This is a genomic window from Tenuifilum sp. 4138str (assembly GCF_041102575.1).
Taxonomy (GTDB): domain Bacteria; phylum Bacteroidota; class Bacteroidia; order Bacteroidales; family Tenuifilaceae; genus Tenuifilum; species Tenuifilum osseticum.
In genome coordinates this window covers 47,605-62,650 of the sequence record NZ_JBGCUE010000010.1, presented here as the reverse complement: position 1 = coordinate 62,650, position 15,046 = coordinate 47,605, and the positions used below count along the sequence as shown (strand labels likewise).

Below are 15,046 nucleotides of genomic sequence, written 5' to 3'. Positions count from 1 at the left end.
TTTAGATTGGTGTAATAAGAATCTGTAATTGATATAGAATAAGTTAAAGTTTGCTATTTTTGTTAGTACTAAAGGAAATTATAAATAGTTAAAGAGGTAAAGCGTATTAGATAGTTATGAAAAGTAATAAATTTCAATATAAGCAAAGAATAAACAAAAAAACTTATGAGAATGGCTAGAAATCCTTTTTATGTTTATTTGCTGAAGGATCCGAGAACAAAACCTGCAAAACCATTTTATATTGGTAAAGGAACTGGGACTAGAGCGTGGGAGCATGAGTTAAATATTGATGATTCTGAAAAAGGGAAAACAATTAAAAGTATTAAGGATGAGGGTAAAGATGTTATTTGCTCAATAATTGCAGATGATTTAACTGAAGAACAAGCTCTTAAAATAGAAGCAGAATTAATATCTGCTTTTGGAGTAAAGAATAGGGGAGGTTTTTTGACTAATAAAGTTTCCCCAAATCCAGAAAAAATTTCTACTAAATCAAAAATAAATATCCCCGATGGATGTTATGAAAAAGCCCAAATGGCACTTGAGTTGATTAAAGCCAGCGTAATGGAATTAATTTTAGCAAATCCCGAAGGTATTAGAAATTCTGATGTTGCAAAGTACCTTGGTCTTCAATCAGATTATCTTGGTGGGTCAAAGGATTATTTAAGTTTTAGTATTCTTGGAATTTTACTTAAAGAACAGAAAATATCAAGAATTGAAAAAGGAAAACATATACTAAGAAAATAATAGCATTATATTCATTGAAATTTGCTTATTCATACGGAATGATTTTTTTCTTAATATTTGATGGCTATCTTTGAATGGCTTATAGTCAATTGAGTTAGGACTGGAAAGCATTTAGTTTTTAATGCTTAATTATTAAGCTATGATTGATGTTGCTCAGGTATTTGGTTTGCTCGGTTCAATAACTGCGGCAAGTTTATTCTTTCCACAGGTTTATACTTCATGGAAAACCAAAAAGACCCACGATTTGGCTTGGTCTGGAATTGTAATTGGTCTGCTGAACGGAGTTTTTTGGATTGTTTATGGCCTAATCCGTTTAGATCCCTTCATATACGTAACAAACACAATACTATTCATTGGCGCATTCCTGTTGCTTATCCTTAAGAAACGTTACGGTTAATCTAGGCTCTGTGACCTCAGTTTATTCACTACATCTTCTGTTACTTTCCTATTGTGTTGAGAATTTGTGGGTTTACCCCATCGGTTAATAACTTGTTAGTAACCGATGTTTGAATGTGAAAAAACATTTTTGGGTGCAGCTTCCGTTTCGCAAATTGAAATTCTACCTTTGCTTTGCAAAAACAAATAAAAATGGCCGGAGATAGAAAAAGTACGGGAAAAAAACCATATTCACCAGCTAAACCTATGGTTTCGGAGCTAGGTAAGGTTCCCCCTCAAGCGGTTGATATTGAACAGGCTGTACTTGGCGCTATAATGGTTGAAAAGGATGGTGTAATTATTGCAAGCGAGATCCTTAAGCCCGAATGTTTCTATAAGGAAACACACCAGATTATTTTTAAAGCCATTCAGGATTTATCGGCAAGGCTTGAACCAATCGATATTTTCACGGTAACCGAGGAGTTGCGTAAACAGTCCAAGCTCGATGAGGTTGGTGGGGCAGCGTACATCACTGAGCTTAGCTCCAAGGTGGGATCTGCAGCACACCTTGAGTATCACTCAAAGATTATTGCACAAAAGTATATTCAGCGGGAACTTATTCGCGTTGCCACCGATATTGAACGACGTTCGTTTGAGGATGATATTGATGTTGATGAGCTGCTGGACTACTCCGAAATGGAACTCTTTAAGGTGGCAGAGGGTAATATTAAAAGCGATACTCAACCCATTAGCAACATTGTAGTTAAAGCATTCAAGCAGATAGAGGAGGCTGGTAAGCGCGAGGATGGTCTTAGCGGAGTTCCGACTGGATTTACCGATTTGGATAGGTTAACCTCGGGTTGGCAAAAATCGGACTTAATTATTGTGGCAGCGCGCCCATCAATGGGTAAAACAGCATTTGTACTATCCATGGCGCGCAATATGGCTGTAGAGTACGAAGTTCCTGTGGCATTCTTCTCCCTTGAAATGTCAAACATTCAGCTGGTAAACCGTTTGATCATTGCTGAATCGGGCATCCCCTCGGAAAAGATACGCAACGGAAAGCTATCGAATGACGAATGGACTCAGCTAACCGTTAAAACCAAGCAGCTAGCCGATGCCAAGATTTTTATTGATGATACCCCCGCACTCTCCATATTTGAGCTAAGGGCTAAATGTAGGAGGCTTAAGGCGCAACACAACATAGGAATAGTGATTATTGACTACCTACAGCTGATGACCGGCCCAACCGATACCAAGGGTAACCGAGAGCAGGAGGTTAGCACCATTTCCCGGTCGCTAAAGGCAATTGCAAAGGAACTCGATATTCCTATCATTGCCCTTTCGCAGCTAAACCGTTCAGTTGAAACCCGAGGGGGGAACAAACGCCCTCAACTCTCTGACCTCAGGGAGTCAGGTGCCATTGAGCAGGATGCTGACGTGGTTATTTTTATTCACCGCCCTGAGTACTATGGCTTTGATGTTGACGATGACGGCAATTCAACCCTTGGCATTGCTGAAATAATTGTTGCCAAGCACCGTAACGGTGCAGTTGATGATGTTCGACTGCGATTCCAGAAGGAAATGGCTAAATTCTCCGATTTGGACGATATGACTATTATTCCCAATACTATTACCCCTACCTATACATCCTCAGCCCCCGTTACCTTTAGCTCAAAGATGAACAACGACCCTGTTGACGATTTTACGTTTAATCCCGGTAAGGGAATTGATAATACCAATATACCTTTTTAGGGTTAAAGGATTTTTTTAATCTCAACTAGCTCCCTCACCTCAAAGGTAACTTTGGCCTGGTGAGGGTTGCTTTTGGGGTTGAAGTAAATTTGATCCATACCGAACTTCTTTGCTCCCAGTATATCTATCTCAAGGTCGTCGCCTATCATAATACTCTCACCCTTACGGGCGTTAGCCTTTGATAGTGCATACCCAAAGGCTCGCTTATCGGGCTTGTGGAATCCTGAGTGTTCCGATGTTACAACCCACTCAAAGTACTTATCAATGTTGCTTCTTTGCAGCTTAGGTAGCTGAACCTCTTTAAACCCGTTTGAGATAACGTGTAGCTTATACCTATTGGCCAAGTAATCGAGAGTTTCACGAGTACCGGGGATTAGCGCAGTTTTTAAGGGCATTAAGGTTAAGTACTCATCGCCAATGGTTTCGGCAAGGGGTTTGCTTTCAATACCATACTCAGCCAAGGTAATCTCAAACCGCTTGTAGCGAAGAACTTCCTTAGTCAACTCACCTTTTAGGTACTTATCCCACAGGTAATGGTTGTTTCGGTTAAAGCAGTCAATGAAAGTATTAGGATTGGGAAAAGCCAAGTCCAGCTTATGGTTAACGTAGATTTCAGCAAGCGCATCGCGCATGTTCTGCTCAAAGTCCCATAGCGTTCTGTCTAAATCAAAAAAAATATGCTTGTAAGCGTTGTGCTTGAAGAAAAAGTTGAGTATCATGGTGTAGTATTAACGGCACAAAAATAGTTATAGTAATTAATGCCTGCAAACCTAAAACTTGATCGGGGTTATTACACATTTACGAACTACGATTTACGAGCAACTTTCCTTATCATCCTGAGCGCAGCGAATGATCTCCCTCATTAGCGCAAAATGAAATGTTTCGCTAACGCTCAACATGACAACATTTTTAAAAGCAAATTTCAACAAACAACTACCCTTGTCATCCTGAGCGTTAGCGAAGGATCTCTCTCTTTAGCGCAAAATTAGATGTTTCGCTATCGCTCAACATGACAATGGCTTCACGACCAACGAACAACGCTTCCAACCCCGTAGGGGCGAAACGTTTGTAACCCTATGTTTACTCCCACTTGTATTGCGATGCACGCAGTGCGTATGCCAAAAAGCAAGGGTGAGGCATTGCATCGCATAGGAAAAACATTGCAAAGAGTGATTTTCACGTTCTTTCTTGTCTTGATACAAGAAAGAACCAAAGAAAATCAAGGCTGAAAAGCCCGACTCGATGGGTACCCCGCGGGTGGAACTGCCACGCGATACAATTCGCCACGCCTGTGGCGTGGCTCATGTGGTATCGCTTACTAAGCCCACCGCAACGTTCCACCCCCGACCCATTCTCGGGTCAGGCTTTTATGCCTCTGCCTGCTTCTTCCGCTCCATTCTCTCTCAGGAATAAAGTCTGGGATGAAGCTGTTTTCCACAAACAACCCAGATGACCCCTCTAAATCTCCCCTGTGAGGGGAGACTTTAGCCCTGCAATAAGGTCTCCTAATTGCTTCTCCCCTCTCCTGACAGGAGAGGGGAGGGGGTGAGGTCAATTTCACGTACAACGAACAACGTGCAACTTACACAAATAACTTCTTTTGTCATCCTGAGCGTAGCGAAGGATCTCTAATTGACCCCATGAGATGTTTCGCTTGCGCTCAACATGACAATAGTTTCAAGAACAACGAACCACGCTTCAAGCCCCGTAGGGGCGTAATATTTGTAACACCATGATTATTCCCACATGTATAGCGATGCACGCAATACCTTTTCCAAAGAGTAACACTGAAACGTTGCATCGCAAAGGAAAAGAATGGCAAAGAGCGATTGTCTGAAAAACAATCAAAAGGAATAAAGGATTATAGGCACAAAGAGTTGCTTCGGCGAGCTCAGCATGACAAGGGAGCAGAAATGAATATAGGGTTTTTGTCATCCCGAGCAAAGACGAGGGATCTCTTCAAAGGATTGAAGAGAAAAGAGCAATGAGATGCTTCGGCGAAGTCTATCCCGATAAATCGGGACTCAGCACTATAGCGTAATGTTTCGCTTGCGCTCAACATGAAAAATAACCTTAACTAAACAATATTGACTTGTAAATGGAAATGGGCAATATTAAAATCTGTTATTTTAATAACAGATAATTCTTGCCTTTGTATCTTTGAGCAGAAATTTTAAACCGTACTAGAATGAGCACATCAAATCCAACCATAAAAGTGCTGATGGTAGATGCAGCAAGTGGCTTTTACAAGGTGAACCGTTTCCAAGTAGGTGATTTTTTTGGGCCGGTTGATTTGGGAATACATCTATCGCATAAGCATAACAGCTTAAACATAGGGGTTGGACTTTTAGCTGGTTCAATTTTTCCTGGTTCTAACCGCCTGATTGTAAACGGAATTTCGCCATGTTGGCATGGTTTTTACATATCGTCGATGGGTGGTGCCGGTTTGGTATTCGATAACCTTGGAATAAATATGTTTTCCATTGTAGGCAAGGCTGCAGCACCGTCAATCCTTTACCTAAACCGTATTCATGGTGAGGAAATTGAGGTAGAACTTCTACCAGTACGGCCGCGAACCATTTGGGCCGAAGGCCGTGGTGGGGTTTACTCCATGATGCAGTATGCACTCAACCAGTTTGGTAGCCGCTATGAGAATGAACCCCGAATACTTGCTACTGGGCCAGCATCGATGTACACCGATTTTGGAGCTATTGCCTCAGCTCCAATCCGTAAGAATGAGATTACCTATGTTGACACCTGGGCTGGCCGTGGAGGTTTTGGAACCAAAATGGTGCAGCAGCATAACATTGTTGCCATTATTTACGGTGGAACATATATCGATGAGGACTTCCGCGACCGTACCGTTGCCGATAGTTGGTTTGAGGATCGCTACCAGAAACGCCTTGCTGCCAAGGATATGGAGGCTACCACCAAGTATCGCTTCGATCCAAAGTTTGAAACCGGTGGAACCTTTGGCGTAAACTACGCCACCATGAAGGGCGATATTATGGCCTTCAACTATCGAACAATCTACATGACTGAGGAGGAACGCCTTAAAATTCATAACGATTTCATACTAAACCACTACCTTAAGCAGTTTAACGAGGAAACCATTAAAACCAAGCAGCAACGTACCTGTGGTGAACCTTGTGGGGCTGTATGTAAAAAAATGCACGGGGAGTTCAAGAAAGACTATGAGCCCTATCAAACCATGGGGCCTCTTTGCGGAATATTCGATCAGCGAGCTGCCGAGAAGCTAAACCACCATGCCGATATGCTTGGTTTCGATGCCATTTCGGTGGGTGGTGTGTTATCGTGGCTTATGGATTGCATGGCCGATGGGCTTGTAGAGCCTCAAGAACTTGGCATGGCCGATATTCCCGTGTTTACACCCAATGGTTTCCGTGTTGTGGAGGACTCCATGCATAACGCTAACATTGGAATTGCTTTACTCGACCAGATGGTGAATCCCAACGGAGTTTTTCACTTGCGCGAGGGGGCACGCAAGTTTGCCCGTCATCTTGCCCGGCGTAAGGGAACATCTGTACTCGATAAGTTTATGTACATAGGTTTTGCGCGCTCCGGCTGGATGGTACCCAACCAGTACTGGACACCCGGAGTACTATCGCCCATGGCAATTATGGGTAAGTACTACATGTACTACGGAAAGGATTTTGTTCCTCCACGCCAGTTAGGAAGGGAAAACGCTAAGCGCATGCTAAACGAGCTTGTAATGGATAACCTGGGAATGTGCCGCTTCCACAGGGCATGGGCTGAGGATATTCTCCCTGATGTAATTGAGCAACTTTACGGGTTAAAGGAAAAGTTTCAACGTTCGATACTTCTTACTGCAAGCCGAATAAACAGCCGTAACGCATCCATATTCTGGGAAAGCGAAAGGAATATCGATTTTGTTTACTCCTTCCTAAGGAAAAAGAAGGAGGTTGATGGTGTAAACAATCCTGAACTCGACCGATGGATAAAGTATTTTGAGGAGGACAAGCGCAGTGCTGCACTTGATTTCTGGTACGAAATCCATAAGGGCGTACATGAATCGCTTCTTGAATTTCATTAGTAGTTATATTTGACGAAAAAAATGAAGATCATTCGTAGGATACTTTTTTTCATTACACTATTACTAGTTGCTATAGCTGCATTCCTTTACTGGGGTACTTATGAGGAAGGCGTTATGGCAGGGAAAATAATTCGCATTAGCCAGAAAGGTGTGATATTCAAAACCTATGAGGCCAAGTTAGGCCTTGAGTCGTTTGGCGCATTAAGGGGAACCAGCCCCATTGCTGAAACCTTCGATTTTTCAGTTGAACCCAGTAATCATGAACTTGTTAGGGAACTAGAGCAGGTAGCTCTAAGTGGTGAAAGGGTAAACATACATTACAAGAAACGCTATTTCAGGGTTCCCTGGAGGGGCAGCACTAAGTACTTTGCAACAAGAGTGGAACGTTTACATAAGTAAATTAAAAAAGGCAGCCATTTGGCTGCCTTTTTACTTGGTATTCTTGAAAGAATCCTAGTAATCCCTTCTGCCACCGCGACCGCCACCACGGCTATCGCGACCCTCGCGGCTGTAACCCCCACGGCGTTCACCGTAACCACCGCCACGACGCTCACGGTTGAATCCACCACCGTTGCGGGGCTTGTCGGTTTTGGGTTTTGCTTCTGAAACGCTGATTACCTTACCATCGTATTCAGCGCCGGTAAGTTCCTCAATTGCAGTACGGGCCTCTTCATCATTGGCCATCTCAACAAAGCCGAATCCTCTCGAACGCCCTGTTTCCCTGTCGGTAATTACTTTGGCCGAGTTAATCTGGCCATACTCTTCGAAAAGTTGCCTTAGGTCGTCATCGTTAATGCGGTAACTCAGACCTGACACGTAAATGTTCATAAACTAAAATTAGATTGTGATTGATAAATAAATTGTTTTTTTGATTGAGGCCTTGCTTAACTGATGTTTTGTCGGGAATCGGCTAGATGCGGCAAAATATTCTGTGTTGAAGCGTTTCTCAATTCGCGGCAAAGGTAGTGCAATTAATTTAACAATCACCATTTTCGGAAAATTATTTTTTGCAAGGGAAAGACAAGGAAGTTTAAGTCAGATAACAGGAGCCCAAAAGTATAATATTGAATCTCACTTCAAATCAAAGCACTGAGAGCAATAAATGTTTTAAAAAAAAAGTGGGTACCTGAATGGGCACCCACTTATTAAGACTAGTATAATTGATTTTTACTTGGTTGCTTCTTCCAACCTCCGCATAATGGAGAAGATGAAAATTGCCGAGAGTAAGCAGCAAACAATAAAGATTGTCCAGAGCTGCCATAGCTCAATTCTTTCCCAGAAGAAGCTGCCTACAAAAAGCAACTTGTTTCCAATGGCAGTAGCAAGTAGCCAACCACCCTGCATTAATCCCTGGAAGCGTTGAGGAGCAACCTTTGATACAAACGACAATCCCATTGGGCTGAGGAATAGTTCAGCAATGGTTAGAATCAGGTAGCTGCTAATTAGCCAGTAAGGCGAAACTCGGCCCCATTCGGTTAGCCCTTGCGTCTCAATGGTTTTTGGAGCAATCAGTTCTATCGAACCTAATAGAACAACCACAAAGCCAATCGCAGCAATTATCATTCCTATACCAATTTTCTTAGGGGTTGAGGGCTCCATATTGCGTTTATTCATCCAGGCAAAAGCACCCATAACAGGGAATGTAAGCACTACTATGAACAATGGGTTAAACGATTGGAAAACCTCGGGTGCAATTGGGTTGGAAGCCCCAAATTTGATAGCCTGGTAGTAAGTTAAATAACCAAGGCCAAGAAACATAATTAGTCCAATTACTTTCTCACGAATCTGTTTACGGGCAAACATTAACACTAAACCTGCAATAGTGCCAATAAACGAAAGCATCGACCATAAGTTGAAGAAGATATTAGTGAAAGGTCCAACCTCCTTAACGGTATAGTCGCGGGCAAAGAGGGTCAAGGTTAAACCGTTCTGGTGGAACGACATCCAGAAAAAGATTACAACCACAAATACGAGTAGAAGCGAGGTAACCTTCGGAAGCTCTTCCTTGGTTGACATCATGAACATCATGGCCACAAAGCCAAAGAATAGACCAATGGCCAATCCTAAAGCAATTTCGGCTCCGAGCAACCAGAAAATCGCTCCTGTCAGTATTACGAGCGCAATGGGTACAATTACGTTTAGAAGGTTCTTTTTTGTAAATAGCGACCCCGCAGCTGGTGTAGTGCTAACTTTTTTCTCCTTATTGGGTAATTTTTTGTTGAAAATTACGTATACAAATAGCGAGATCACCATTGCAATTGCAGCAACGCCAAAAGCCCAGTTATAACCACGAGAAAAGGCATCAATGTAATTATTGGCAAATGTAGTGAGTTGTTCTGTACCGGCAACAGTAGCACCCGAAACCTTGCTGGCAAGGCTTTCGAAATTTGCGAGCGACTCAGGATCGGTTACCTTTCCGTTTAGGAATGCATGGCAAAGTGAGGGTAGGCTGGCATCGTGCTCAAAGCCTTGGCTGCGAAGAAACCAGTTACGGATACCGGTAGCTACAAATGGGGCAAAGAATGCACCTACATTTATACCCATATAAAAAATCATGAAACCAGTATCGCGAACCTTTGAGTATTCAGGGTTATCGTACATCTGGCCTACAACGGCCTGCAGGTTACCTTTGAATAAGCCATTCCCAAATGCAATGATGAAAAGCCCAAGTAATGTCATGGTCAGGCTCATGCCAGGCATGGCAATCATTGCGTAGCCACCAAACATAATGATTATCCCCAACAGAATTACCGTTTTATACCTGTTGGTTGCATCGGCTATTAATCCGCCAATAAGGGCTAACGCATAAATAGCAAAGTAAAACCAGCTGTAGTATCCGCCGGCTTCCTCGGCCGATAGGCCATACTTAGCTTGTAGGAATAACACCAGGATGGCCATCATGGTGTAGAAACCGAAACGCTCTCCCATGTTGGAGAAGAACGCTACCAGTAGTCCTTTAGGATGATTTTTCAACATATAAATTATGGTTTTGGTTTATCTTCAATTTTTCAAGATTGACAAAAATAGTATTTAATGGTTTATTTCCAAATCCACAAATTATGTTGTATAATGTTTTTGTTAAGCTTATTTTACCTAAATGTTAAAAGCGATAGCCATTTATTGGTTTTATTTTGTAAATATAATAAACCGAAGTGCCATGATTTAACGAATTCAGACGGGATTAGAGGAATGAGTCGGAATGAACGGAATATGATGGAGTTAGAGGAAGTTAGAGGGGGTTAGAACTAGTGAAAAGTGAAAAGTTAAAAGAAGAATTGAGGATATGAGGGGGTTGGAGAGCTTTATTTTCGTGAACCGTGTACCGTGAACCGTGAACCGGAAGAATTAGGAATATGACGGAGATAGAGGGAGTTAGAGGGAAGTGAACTGTTAAATCTAAATACCATGGATTATCATTATCAACCGGGTTGAAAAAAAGGGAGAGAAACATTTTTAGAGGAGATTCATCAATGGATTTTTTACAATTGACCAGTTCAGGATAAACAATCGGGAAAAATTAGTAACTTAGCACTATAGCCTGAATCAATGAAAGTATTCAAAACAAGCCAGATCAAAAGCATCGATGCTTTTACCATAGAAAACGAACCCATTGAGTCAATTGATTTGATGGAACGGGCTGCAACAGCTATTTTCAACTGGTTTCGAAGCAAATACCATAAAAATCGAAGGATTAAAATCTTTTGTGGCCCCGGTAATAACGGGGGCGATGGGCTTGCATTGGCTCGTTTGCTAATTAATTCGGGCTTTAACGCGCACTGTTACTACTTAAAAGCCGATTCTTACTCAGCCGACTTTTTAACAAATCTTGATCGTCTAAAGGAGTTAACGCCAGAATTATTTTTAGTTAAAAATCAATCCGATTTTCCTGAAATTCATACCGATGATCTGGTAGTTGATGCCCTATACGGTTCGGGGCTTAGTCGATCTATTGAAGGGGTTGCTGCTCAACTAATTGAGCATATCAACTCATCGGGGGCTAAGGTTATCGCTATTGATATTCCATCGGGTCTTTTTGGCGAGGCAAATCCAGTACCCAACAATAACCCTGTGGTAAAGTCCGACTACTGTCTTAGCTTACAGTTTCCCAAGCTGGCTTTTTTTATGCCAGAAAATGAGCAATTTCTAAAGCGCTGGGTAGTTCTACCCATTGGTCTGCATGCGGAGGCCATTGAAAATACGGCTACACCATACCATTATACCACGGCAAGTAGTATCAAAACCGATTTTTTCCAGTTGTCAACCTTTGCTCATAAAGGGACTTACGGGCATGCACTAGTTATTGCAGGTTCTAATGGGATGATGGGAGCAGCTTGCCTATGTGCTAAATCGGTAGTGAGGAGCGGGGCAGGATTAGTAACAATGCATATTCCCAAGGTAGGCTATACCATTGCCCAGGTAAATGTTCCTGAAGCCTTAGCTAGCATCGATAGCTGTGAAACTCACATTACCCAATTTCCTGAACTGGATCGATATCAAGCGGTTTGCGTGGGCCCAGGCATTGCACAAAGTACCGAAACCGAACAAATGCTCGTCAAGTTGATTAAAACCAGCCGATTACCTTTGGTGATAGATGCCGATGGACTTAACTTACTTTCCAGGAATATTGAAGTTCTTAACAATGCAAACAATGTATTGATATTAACACCACATCCCGGAGAGTTCGACCGCCTTTTTGGGAAATCGCAGTGTAGCTGGGAGAGGCTTGAACGTGCAAGAGAAATGGCACAAAAATACGGGGTGATAATTGTTCTAAAAGGAGCATACACAAGGGTAGTATTGCCCAATGGCAATGTTCATTTCAACTCCACCGGAAATCCGGGGATGGCAACCGGAGGGAGCGGCGATGTTCTTAGTGGAATAATTACCGGATTGCTGGCTCGTGGGCTTCCCCCAGCCGATGCTGCTATTACAGGTGTTTATATCCATGGCCTTGCAGGCGACTTGGCCGCCGACGAATTTGGACAAATTGGCTTGTGCGCTTCGGACATTGTGAACTATATTTGTAAAGCATTCCAACACATAACCAACAATGATGAGTAAAAATCATTTCTTAGTAGTTCTATCCCTTGTATTATTGGGCTGTAATAGTAAAACCATTCAAGTTGAACCAGTTGGTAAAACAATTGACTATAAAAAAGTTGCAGTTTACTATACGTTACCCCGAACTGTGGTTTACGTAAGGGTTGTTAGCTCTCAAAGCGAATATTTCCCCGGCCCATATGCCGATTATGCCAAAAAGTTTTTGGGTATCGACGGGGTAAGTAATACCGAAAAGGTTGAGTATCTAATTGAGAAAATAGATGTAGAAACCACCGCTGAACCTGATCCCAAAGCAGTCTTTGCCATTTACCCATCGGGAAAGGGTTATGGTAACTTTATAAAACTTTCTGATGAAGGGTTAATATTACCTGTTAACCAAACCCCTGAAAGTAGAGCCATTGCTAAAAACAAAGAATTTAGCATTAAAGGAGAGGTAATTTTTAAGGATTTATCGGTTAACCCTTTTGTTGCCGAGGAAACAACTACATTTTATGGTAGAACCCTGCGCGACAGTGTTTACGTTAGGGTACCCATACAGCGTTCAATGACCATTGAACGCAACCTTGAGGAAAAAGCTAAGGAGGCAGCCGATTTTATTTTTAGCATCCGAAAAAAAAGGCTCGATTTTCTTACCCCTGATATCGACCATCCATTCAGTGGCGATGCACTTCAGCTTATTTTGAAGGAGCTTCAAAGGCTGGAGGACGAATACCTGGCACTATTTGTAGGTAAAAGGTTTACTCACACATTCACTCAAACCTATAGTTTCATTCCTTCGAACACCGAAGGCGAGAGCGCTATCCTTTTCCGTTTTTCCGAAAGCAAAGGATTACTTTCATCAACCGACCTTTCCGGACGCCCAATACTCATTGAGTTTGATCAACCTGAATATCCTGAGAATATTGATGCTACCAAGAATAGCGTGGAAACCATTGCTTTAAAAGCCAAAATCGACAGGTTTTACTACAGAATACCCGTTGCAGTTAACATGAGAGTTATTGATGGCAAGCAGCTACTTGTTGAAAAGCGTTTAAGCGTATTTCAGTATGGACTGATAGCCCAATTGCCTGTTAATTTTCCGGGTAAGTGATTAAGGATTTGCCACGGTATTTAGTTTACTTACAAACTTTGCCCGAAAATCTTCCCATTTCTGGGTCTTGTAAGCATCGCTTTCAATGTAAGCCATTATTGGTTCTAGCTGTTCAGGAGTAAGGTATCCGGCAATGTAGGTAATTAGGTTATTGTTCTCGTCCATAAACACTATTGAGGGATACGATAACCTGCCTTGAAGAATAGCTATAGCAAACTCATGCGGATTACGTTGCCCCTGCCCCTTATTCTTGTATACCTTACCTTTATATGTAATATCTTTTGTCCCTTCGGCATTGAACTTTACTGCGTGAAACTTTTGGGTGAGGTACGAGGCTATTACAGGGTTGGTAAAAGTATTCTCATCCATCTTCTTACACCAGCCACACCAGTCGGTATAAACATCGATGAATATTTTTCGGGGTGTTTTTTCGTTTACCGCAAAAGCCCTATCTATTTCAATCCAGTTGATTTTTGTTTCTTGAGCCAAGGAAACCGAAGCGGATATGCCAAGCATCCAAATAGCTAAAACCCAGATTCTGTTTTTCATGGTTTTGATTTTGGTTAACGGTAAATGAGTTCAAAAATAATGCCTTAATATCACTTTGCATCACCATCTTTATACCAGCCTGAGTAAAAGAGGTAGTTGCGGGCTATACGCTCATTGGTTTCGCGGCTAAGTTCTGGGTCAACCTTTTTGACAAAACGAGCTGGAACTCCTGCATAAACGCATGTGGGCTCAACAACAGTGTTCTCCAATACCAGGGCGTTGGCAGCAACTATTGCCCCCTCACCAACTTTAGCGTTGTCCATAACGGTGCAACCCATTCCTAGCAAGGCTCCCCGGCCTACCTGGGCGCCATGAAGTATTACGCCATGTCCAATCGATACATCATCGCCAACCTCGATGGTTGTTTTCTGGTAGGTGGTGTGTAGCACCGCATTATCCTGGATATTAACCCGGTTACCTATTTTAATGGAGTTAACATCGCCACGAAGCACAGCGCCGTACCAAATACTGCAATCTTCGCCAATTTCAACATCACCTATTATCACTGCAGTCTCAGCAATAAAGCAGTTCTTACCAATTTTAGGGGTAATTCCCCTCAAGGGTTTGATTATTGCCATACCATTTTGTAATTTACTGCAAATTTAATACTTACTAACAGTTATCGTGCCGGTTGAGTTCAAAAAGTTTGTGAACATTAGAGTTTATGGCGATCTGAACGATTTTTTGCCACAAGGCAAAAAGCATAAGGATCAGCGTGTAGGTTTTTTTGGGATGCCCACTGTAAAGGACTTGGTTGAATCGATAGGGGTTCCTCATGTTGAGGTTTTTCTGATTTTAGCCGATAGCCTACCGGTTAAATTTGATTACCGTCCTGCCAACGGCACACTAATTTCGTGTTACCCAAAATTTACTTCATTACCAGTATCGGCAATTGCGTTAAGACCAGATTTTGAAAAGCCCCCTAGGTTTATTCTTGATGTTCATTTAGGCCGACTGGCCGCATACCTCCGCTTTTGCGGAATCGACACACTTTACGATAAGTCATTTACTGACAATCAGATACTTGATATTTCACAAGCCGATGGCCGAATTATTTTGACCCGCGATAAGGGTATCCTGCGTAACGGCCTAGCCCAATTTGGATATTTTCTCAGAAACACAAATCCTCAAATACAGCTTGCCGAGGTGGTTCATTACTTTGACCTTGATCACTACCTTGATCCGTTTTCAAGGTGCTCGCTGTGCAATGGTGAGGTAGAACAGGTTGATAAACCCATGGTTAAAAACTTAGTTCCTGCAACTACCTACCAGATTTACAGTGAGTTTTTTCAGTGTTCTAGATGTGGGCAGGTTTACTGGGAGGGACCTCACTTTATCCGGATTTCCAGGTTGCTTAGTAAGTATTCAAAGTAGTTGTTAGCTTATTTTTATGGTTA

Annotated in this window: 14 protein-coding genes; 9 read left to right on the top strand and 5 right to left on the bottom strand. The window is 42.2% G+C overall.

All coding sequences use genetic code 11. The features are described from left to right. Window positions 1-165: 165 nt before the first annotated feature. From AB6811_RS10190 to dnaB, 3 genes are all read left to right on the top strand, one after another. A complete protein-coding gene (locus AB6811_RS10190; RefSeq protein WP_369490355.1) occupies window positions 166-744 on the top strand; it encodes an LEM-3-like GIY-YIG domain-containing protein in 579 nt (192 codons plus the stop codon). 139 nt (window positions 745-883) lie between these two features. Next, window positions 884-1,141 carry a SemiSWEET family sugar transporter gene (locus AB6811_RS10185; protein WP_369490354.1) on the top strand — a complete coding sequence of 86 codons (258 nt, stop codon included), beginning with the start codon at window positions 884-886 and terminating at the stop codon, window positions 1,139-1,141. A gap of 191 nt (window positions 1,142-1,332) precedes the next feature. Next, the gene (dnaB, locus tag AB6811_RS10180; RefSeq protein ID WP_439655720.1) at window positions 1,333-2,874 is read left to right on the top strand and encodes a replicative DNA helicase; all 1,542 of its coding nucleotides are present in this window, start codon (window positions 1,333-1,335) and stop codon (window positions 2,872-2,874) included. 2 nt (window positions 2,875-2,876) lie between these two features. On the opposite strand, the gene AB6811_RS10175 is transcribed toward dnaB, so the two are convergent. Next, window positions 2,877-3,593, bottom strand: coding sequence for a YjjG family noncanonical pyrimidine nucleotidase (locus AB6811_RS10175; RefSeq protein WP_369490353.1), 717 nt, complete (start codon window positions 3,591-3,593; stop codon window positions 2,877-2,879). Window positions 3,594-4,116: 523 nt separating this feature from the next. Here AB6811_RS10175 and AB6811_RS10170 point away from each other — a divergent pair. From AB6811_RS10170 to AB6811_RS10160, 3 genes are all read left to right on the top strand, one after another. Then, entirely contained in the window at window positions 4,117-4,287 is a 171-nt protein-coding gene (locus AB6811_RS10170; protein ID WP_369490352.1) for a hypothetical protein, read from the top strand. Between the two features lie 775 nt (window positions 4,288-5,062). Then, window positions 5,063-6,949: an aldehyde ferredoxin oxidoreductase C-terminal domain-containing protein gene (locus tag AB6811_RS10165; RefSeq protein ID WP_369490351.1), complete on the top strand. Its 1,887-nt coding sequence runs from the start codon at window positions 5,063-5,065 to the stop codon at window positions 6,947-6,949. Between the two features lie 21 nt (window positions 6,950-6,970). Further along, window positions 6,971-7,348 (top strand): DUF8785 domain-containing protein, encoded by a 378-nt coding sequence (locus AB6811_RS10160; RefSeq protein ID WP_369490350.1) that lies wholly within the window; start codon window positions 6,971-6,973, stop codon window positions 7,346-7,348. Window positions 7,349-7,402: 54 nt separating this feature from the next. On the opposite strand, the gene rbp is transcribed toward AB6811_RS10160, so the two are convergent. Both rbp and AB6811_RS10150 read right to left on the bottom strand, forming a co-directional pair. Further along, window positions 7,403-7,777 (bottom strand): RNA-binding regulator, encoded by a 375-nt coding sequence (gene rbp / locus AB6811_RS10155; RefSeq protein WP_369490349.1) that lies wholly within the window; start codon window positions 7,775-7,777, stop codon window positions 7,403-7,405. 339 nt (window positions 7,778-8,116) lie between these two features. Continuing rightward, on the bottom strand, window positions 8,117-9,925 hold the full coding sequence (locus AB6811_RS10150) for a peptide MFS transporter (RefSeq protein WP_369490348.1): 1,809 nt from the start codon (window positions 9,923-9,925) through the stop codon (window positions 8,117-8,119). A gap of 570 nt (window positions 9,926-10,495) precedes the next feature. Here AB6811_RS10150 and AB6811_RS10145 point away from each other — a divergent pair. Next, a complete protein-coding gene (locus AB6811_RS10145) occupies window positions 10,496-12,010 on the top strand; it encodes an NAD(P)H-hydrate dehydratase (protein ID WP_369490347.1) in 1,515 nt (504 codons plus the stop codon). Next, entirely contained in the window at window positions 12,003-13,100 is a 1,098-nt protein-coding gene (locus tag AB6811_RS10140; RefSeq protein WP_369490346.1) for a DUF4831 family protein, read from the top strand. The genes AB6811_RS10145 and AB6811_RS10140 overlap by 8 nt, the downstream gene beginning before the upstream one ends. Here AB6811_RS10140 and AB6811_RS10135 read toward each other — a convergent pair whose 3' ends face one another. Then, complete coding sequence (locus tag AB6811_RS10135; protein WP_369490345.1) at window positions 13,101-13,649, bottom strand: thioredoxin family protein; 549 nt, start codon at window positions 13,647-13,649, stop codon at window positions 13,101-13,103. It lies immediately after the preceding gene. 50 nt (window positions 13,650-13,699) lie between these two features. After that, window positions 13,700-14,227, bottom strand: a complete 528-nt coding sequence (locus tag AB6811_RS10130; protein WP_369490344.1) for a gamma carbonic anhydrase family protein — start codon at window positions 14,225-14,227, stop codon at window positions 13,700-13,702. 70 nt (window positions 14,228-14,297) lie between these two features. On the opposite strand from AB6811_RS10130, the gene AB6811_RS10125 reads away from it, so the two are divergent. Then, window positions 14,298-15,023: a Mut7-C RNAse domain-containing protein gene (locus AB6811_RS10125; protein WP_369490343.1), complete on the top strand. Its 726-nt coding sequence runs from the start codon at window positions 14,298-14,300 to the stop codon at window positions 15,021-15,023. The last annotated feature ends 23 nt before the right edge of the window (window positions 15,024-15,046 follow it).

What these genes read in the sequence shown, in the direction of transcription:
- AB6811_RS10160 (WP_369490350.1), top strand. Translation starts at nt 6,971, where the DNA reads ATGAAGATCATTCGTAGGATACTTTTTTTCATTACACTATTACTAGTT.
- AB6811_RS10170 (WP_369490352.1), top strand. Translation starts at nt 4,117, where the DNA reads ATGGGTACCCCGCGGGTGGAACTGCCACGCGATACAATTCGCCACGCC.
- AB6811_RS10175 (WP_369490353.1), bottom strand. Translation starts at nt 3,593, where the DNA reads ATGATACTCAACTTTTTCTTCAAGCACAACGCTTACAAGCATATTTTT.
- AB6811_RS10190 (WP_369490355.1), top strand. Translation starts at nt 166, where the DNA reads ATGAGAATGGCTAGAAATCCTTTTTATGTTTATTTGCTGAAGGATCCG.
- rbp (WP_369490349.1), bottom strand. Translation starts at nt 7,777, where the DNA reads ATGAACATTTACGTGTCAGGTCTGAGTTACCGCATTAACGATGACGAC.
- AB6811_RS10185 (WP_369490354.1), top strand. Translation starts at nt 884, where the DNA reads ATGATTGATGTTGCTCAGGTATTTGGTTTGCTCGGTTCAATAACTGCG.
- AB6811_RS10165 (WP_369490351.1), top strand. Translation starts at nt 5,063, where the DNA reads ATGAGCACATCAAATCCAACCATAAAAGTGCTGATGGTAGATGCAGCA.
- AB6811_RS10150 (WP_369490348.1), bottom strand. Translation starts at nt 9,925, where the DNA reads ATGTTGAAAAATCATCCTAAAGGACTACTGGTAGCGTTCTTCTCCAAC.
- AB6811_RS10145 (WP_369490347.1), top strand. Translation starts at nt 10,496, where the DNA reads ATGAAAGTATTCAAAACAAGCCAGATCAAAAGCATCGATGCTTTTACC.
- AB6811_RS10135 (WP_369490345.1), bottom strand. Translation starts at nt 13,649, where the DNA reads ATGAAAAACAGAATCTGGGTTTTAGCTATTTGGATGCTTGGCATATCC.
- AB6811_RS10130 (WP_369490344.1), bottom strand. Translation starts at nt 14,227, where the DNA reads ATGGCAATAATCAAACCCTTGAGGGGAATTACCCCTAAAATTGGTAAG.
- AB6811_RS10140 (WP_369490346.1), top strand. Translation starts at nt 12,003, where the DNA reads ATGAGTAAAAATCATTTCTTAGTAGTTCTATCCCTTGTATTATTGGGC.
- dnaB (WP_439655720.1), top strand. Translation starts at nt 1,333, where the DNA reads ATGGCCGGAGATAGAAAAAGTACGGGAAAAAAACCATATTCACCAGCT.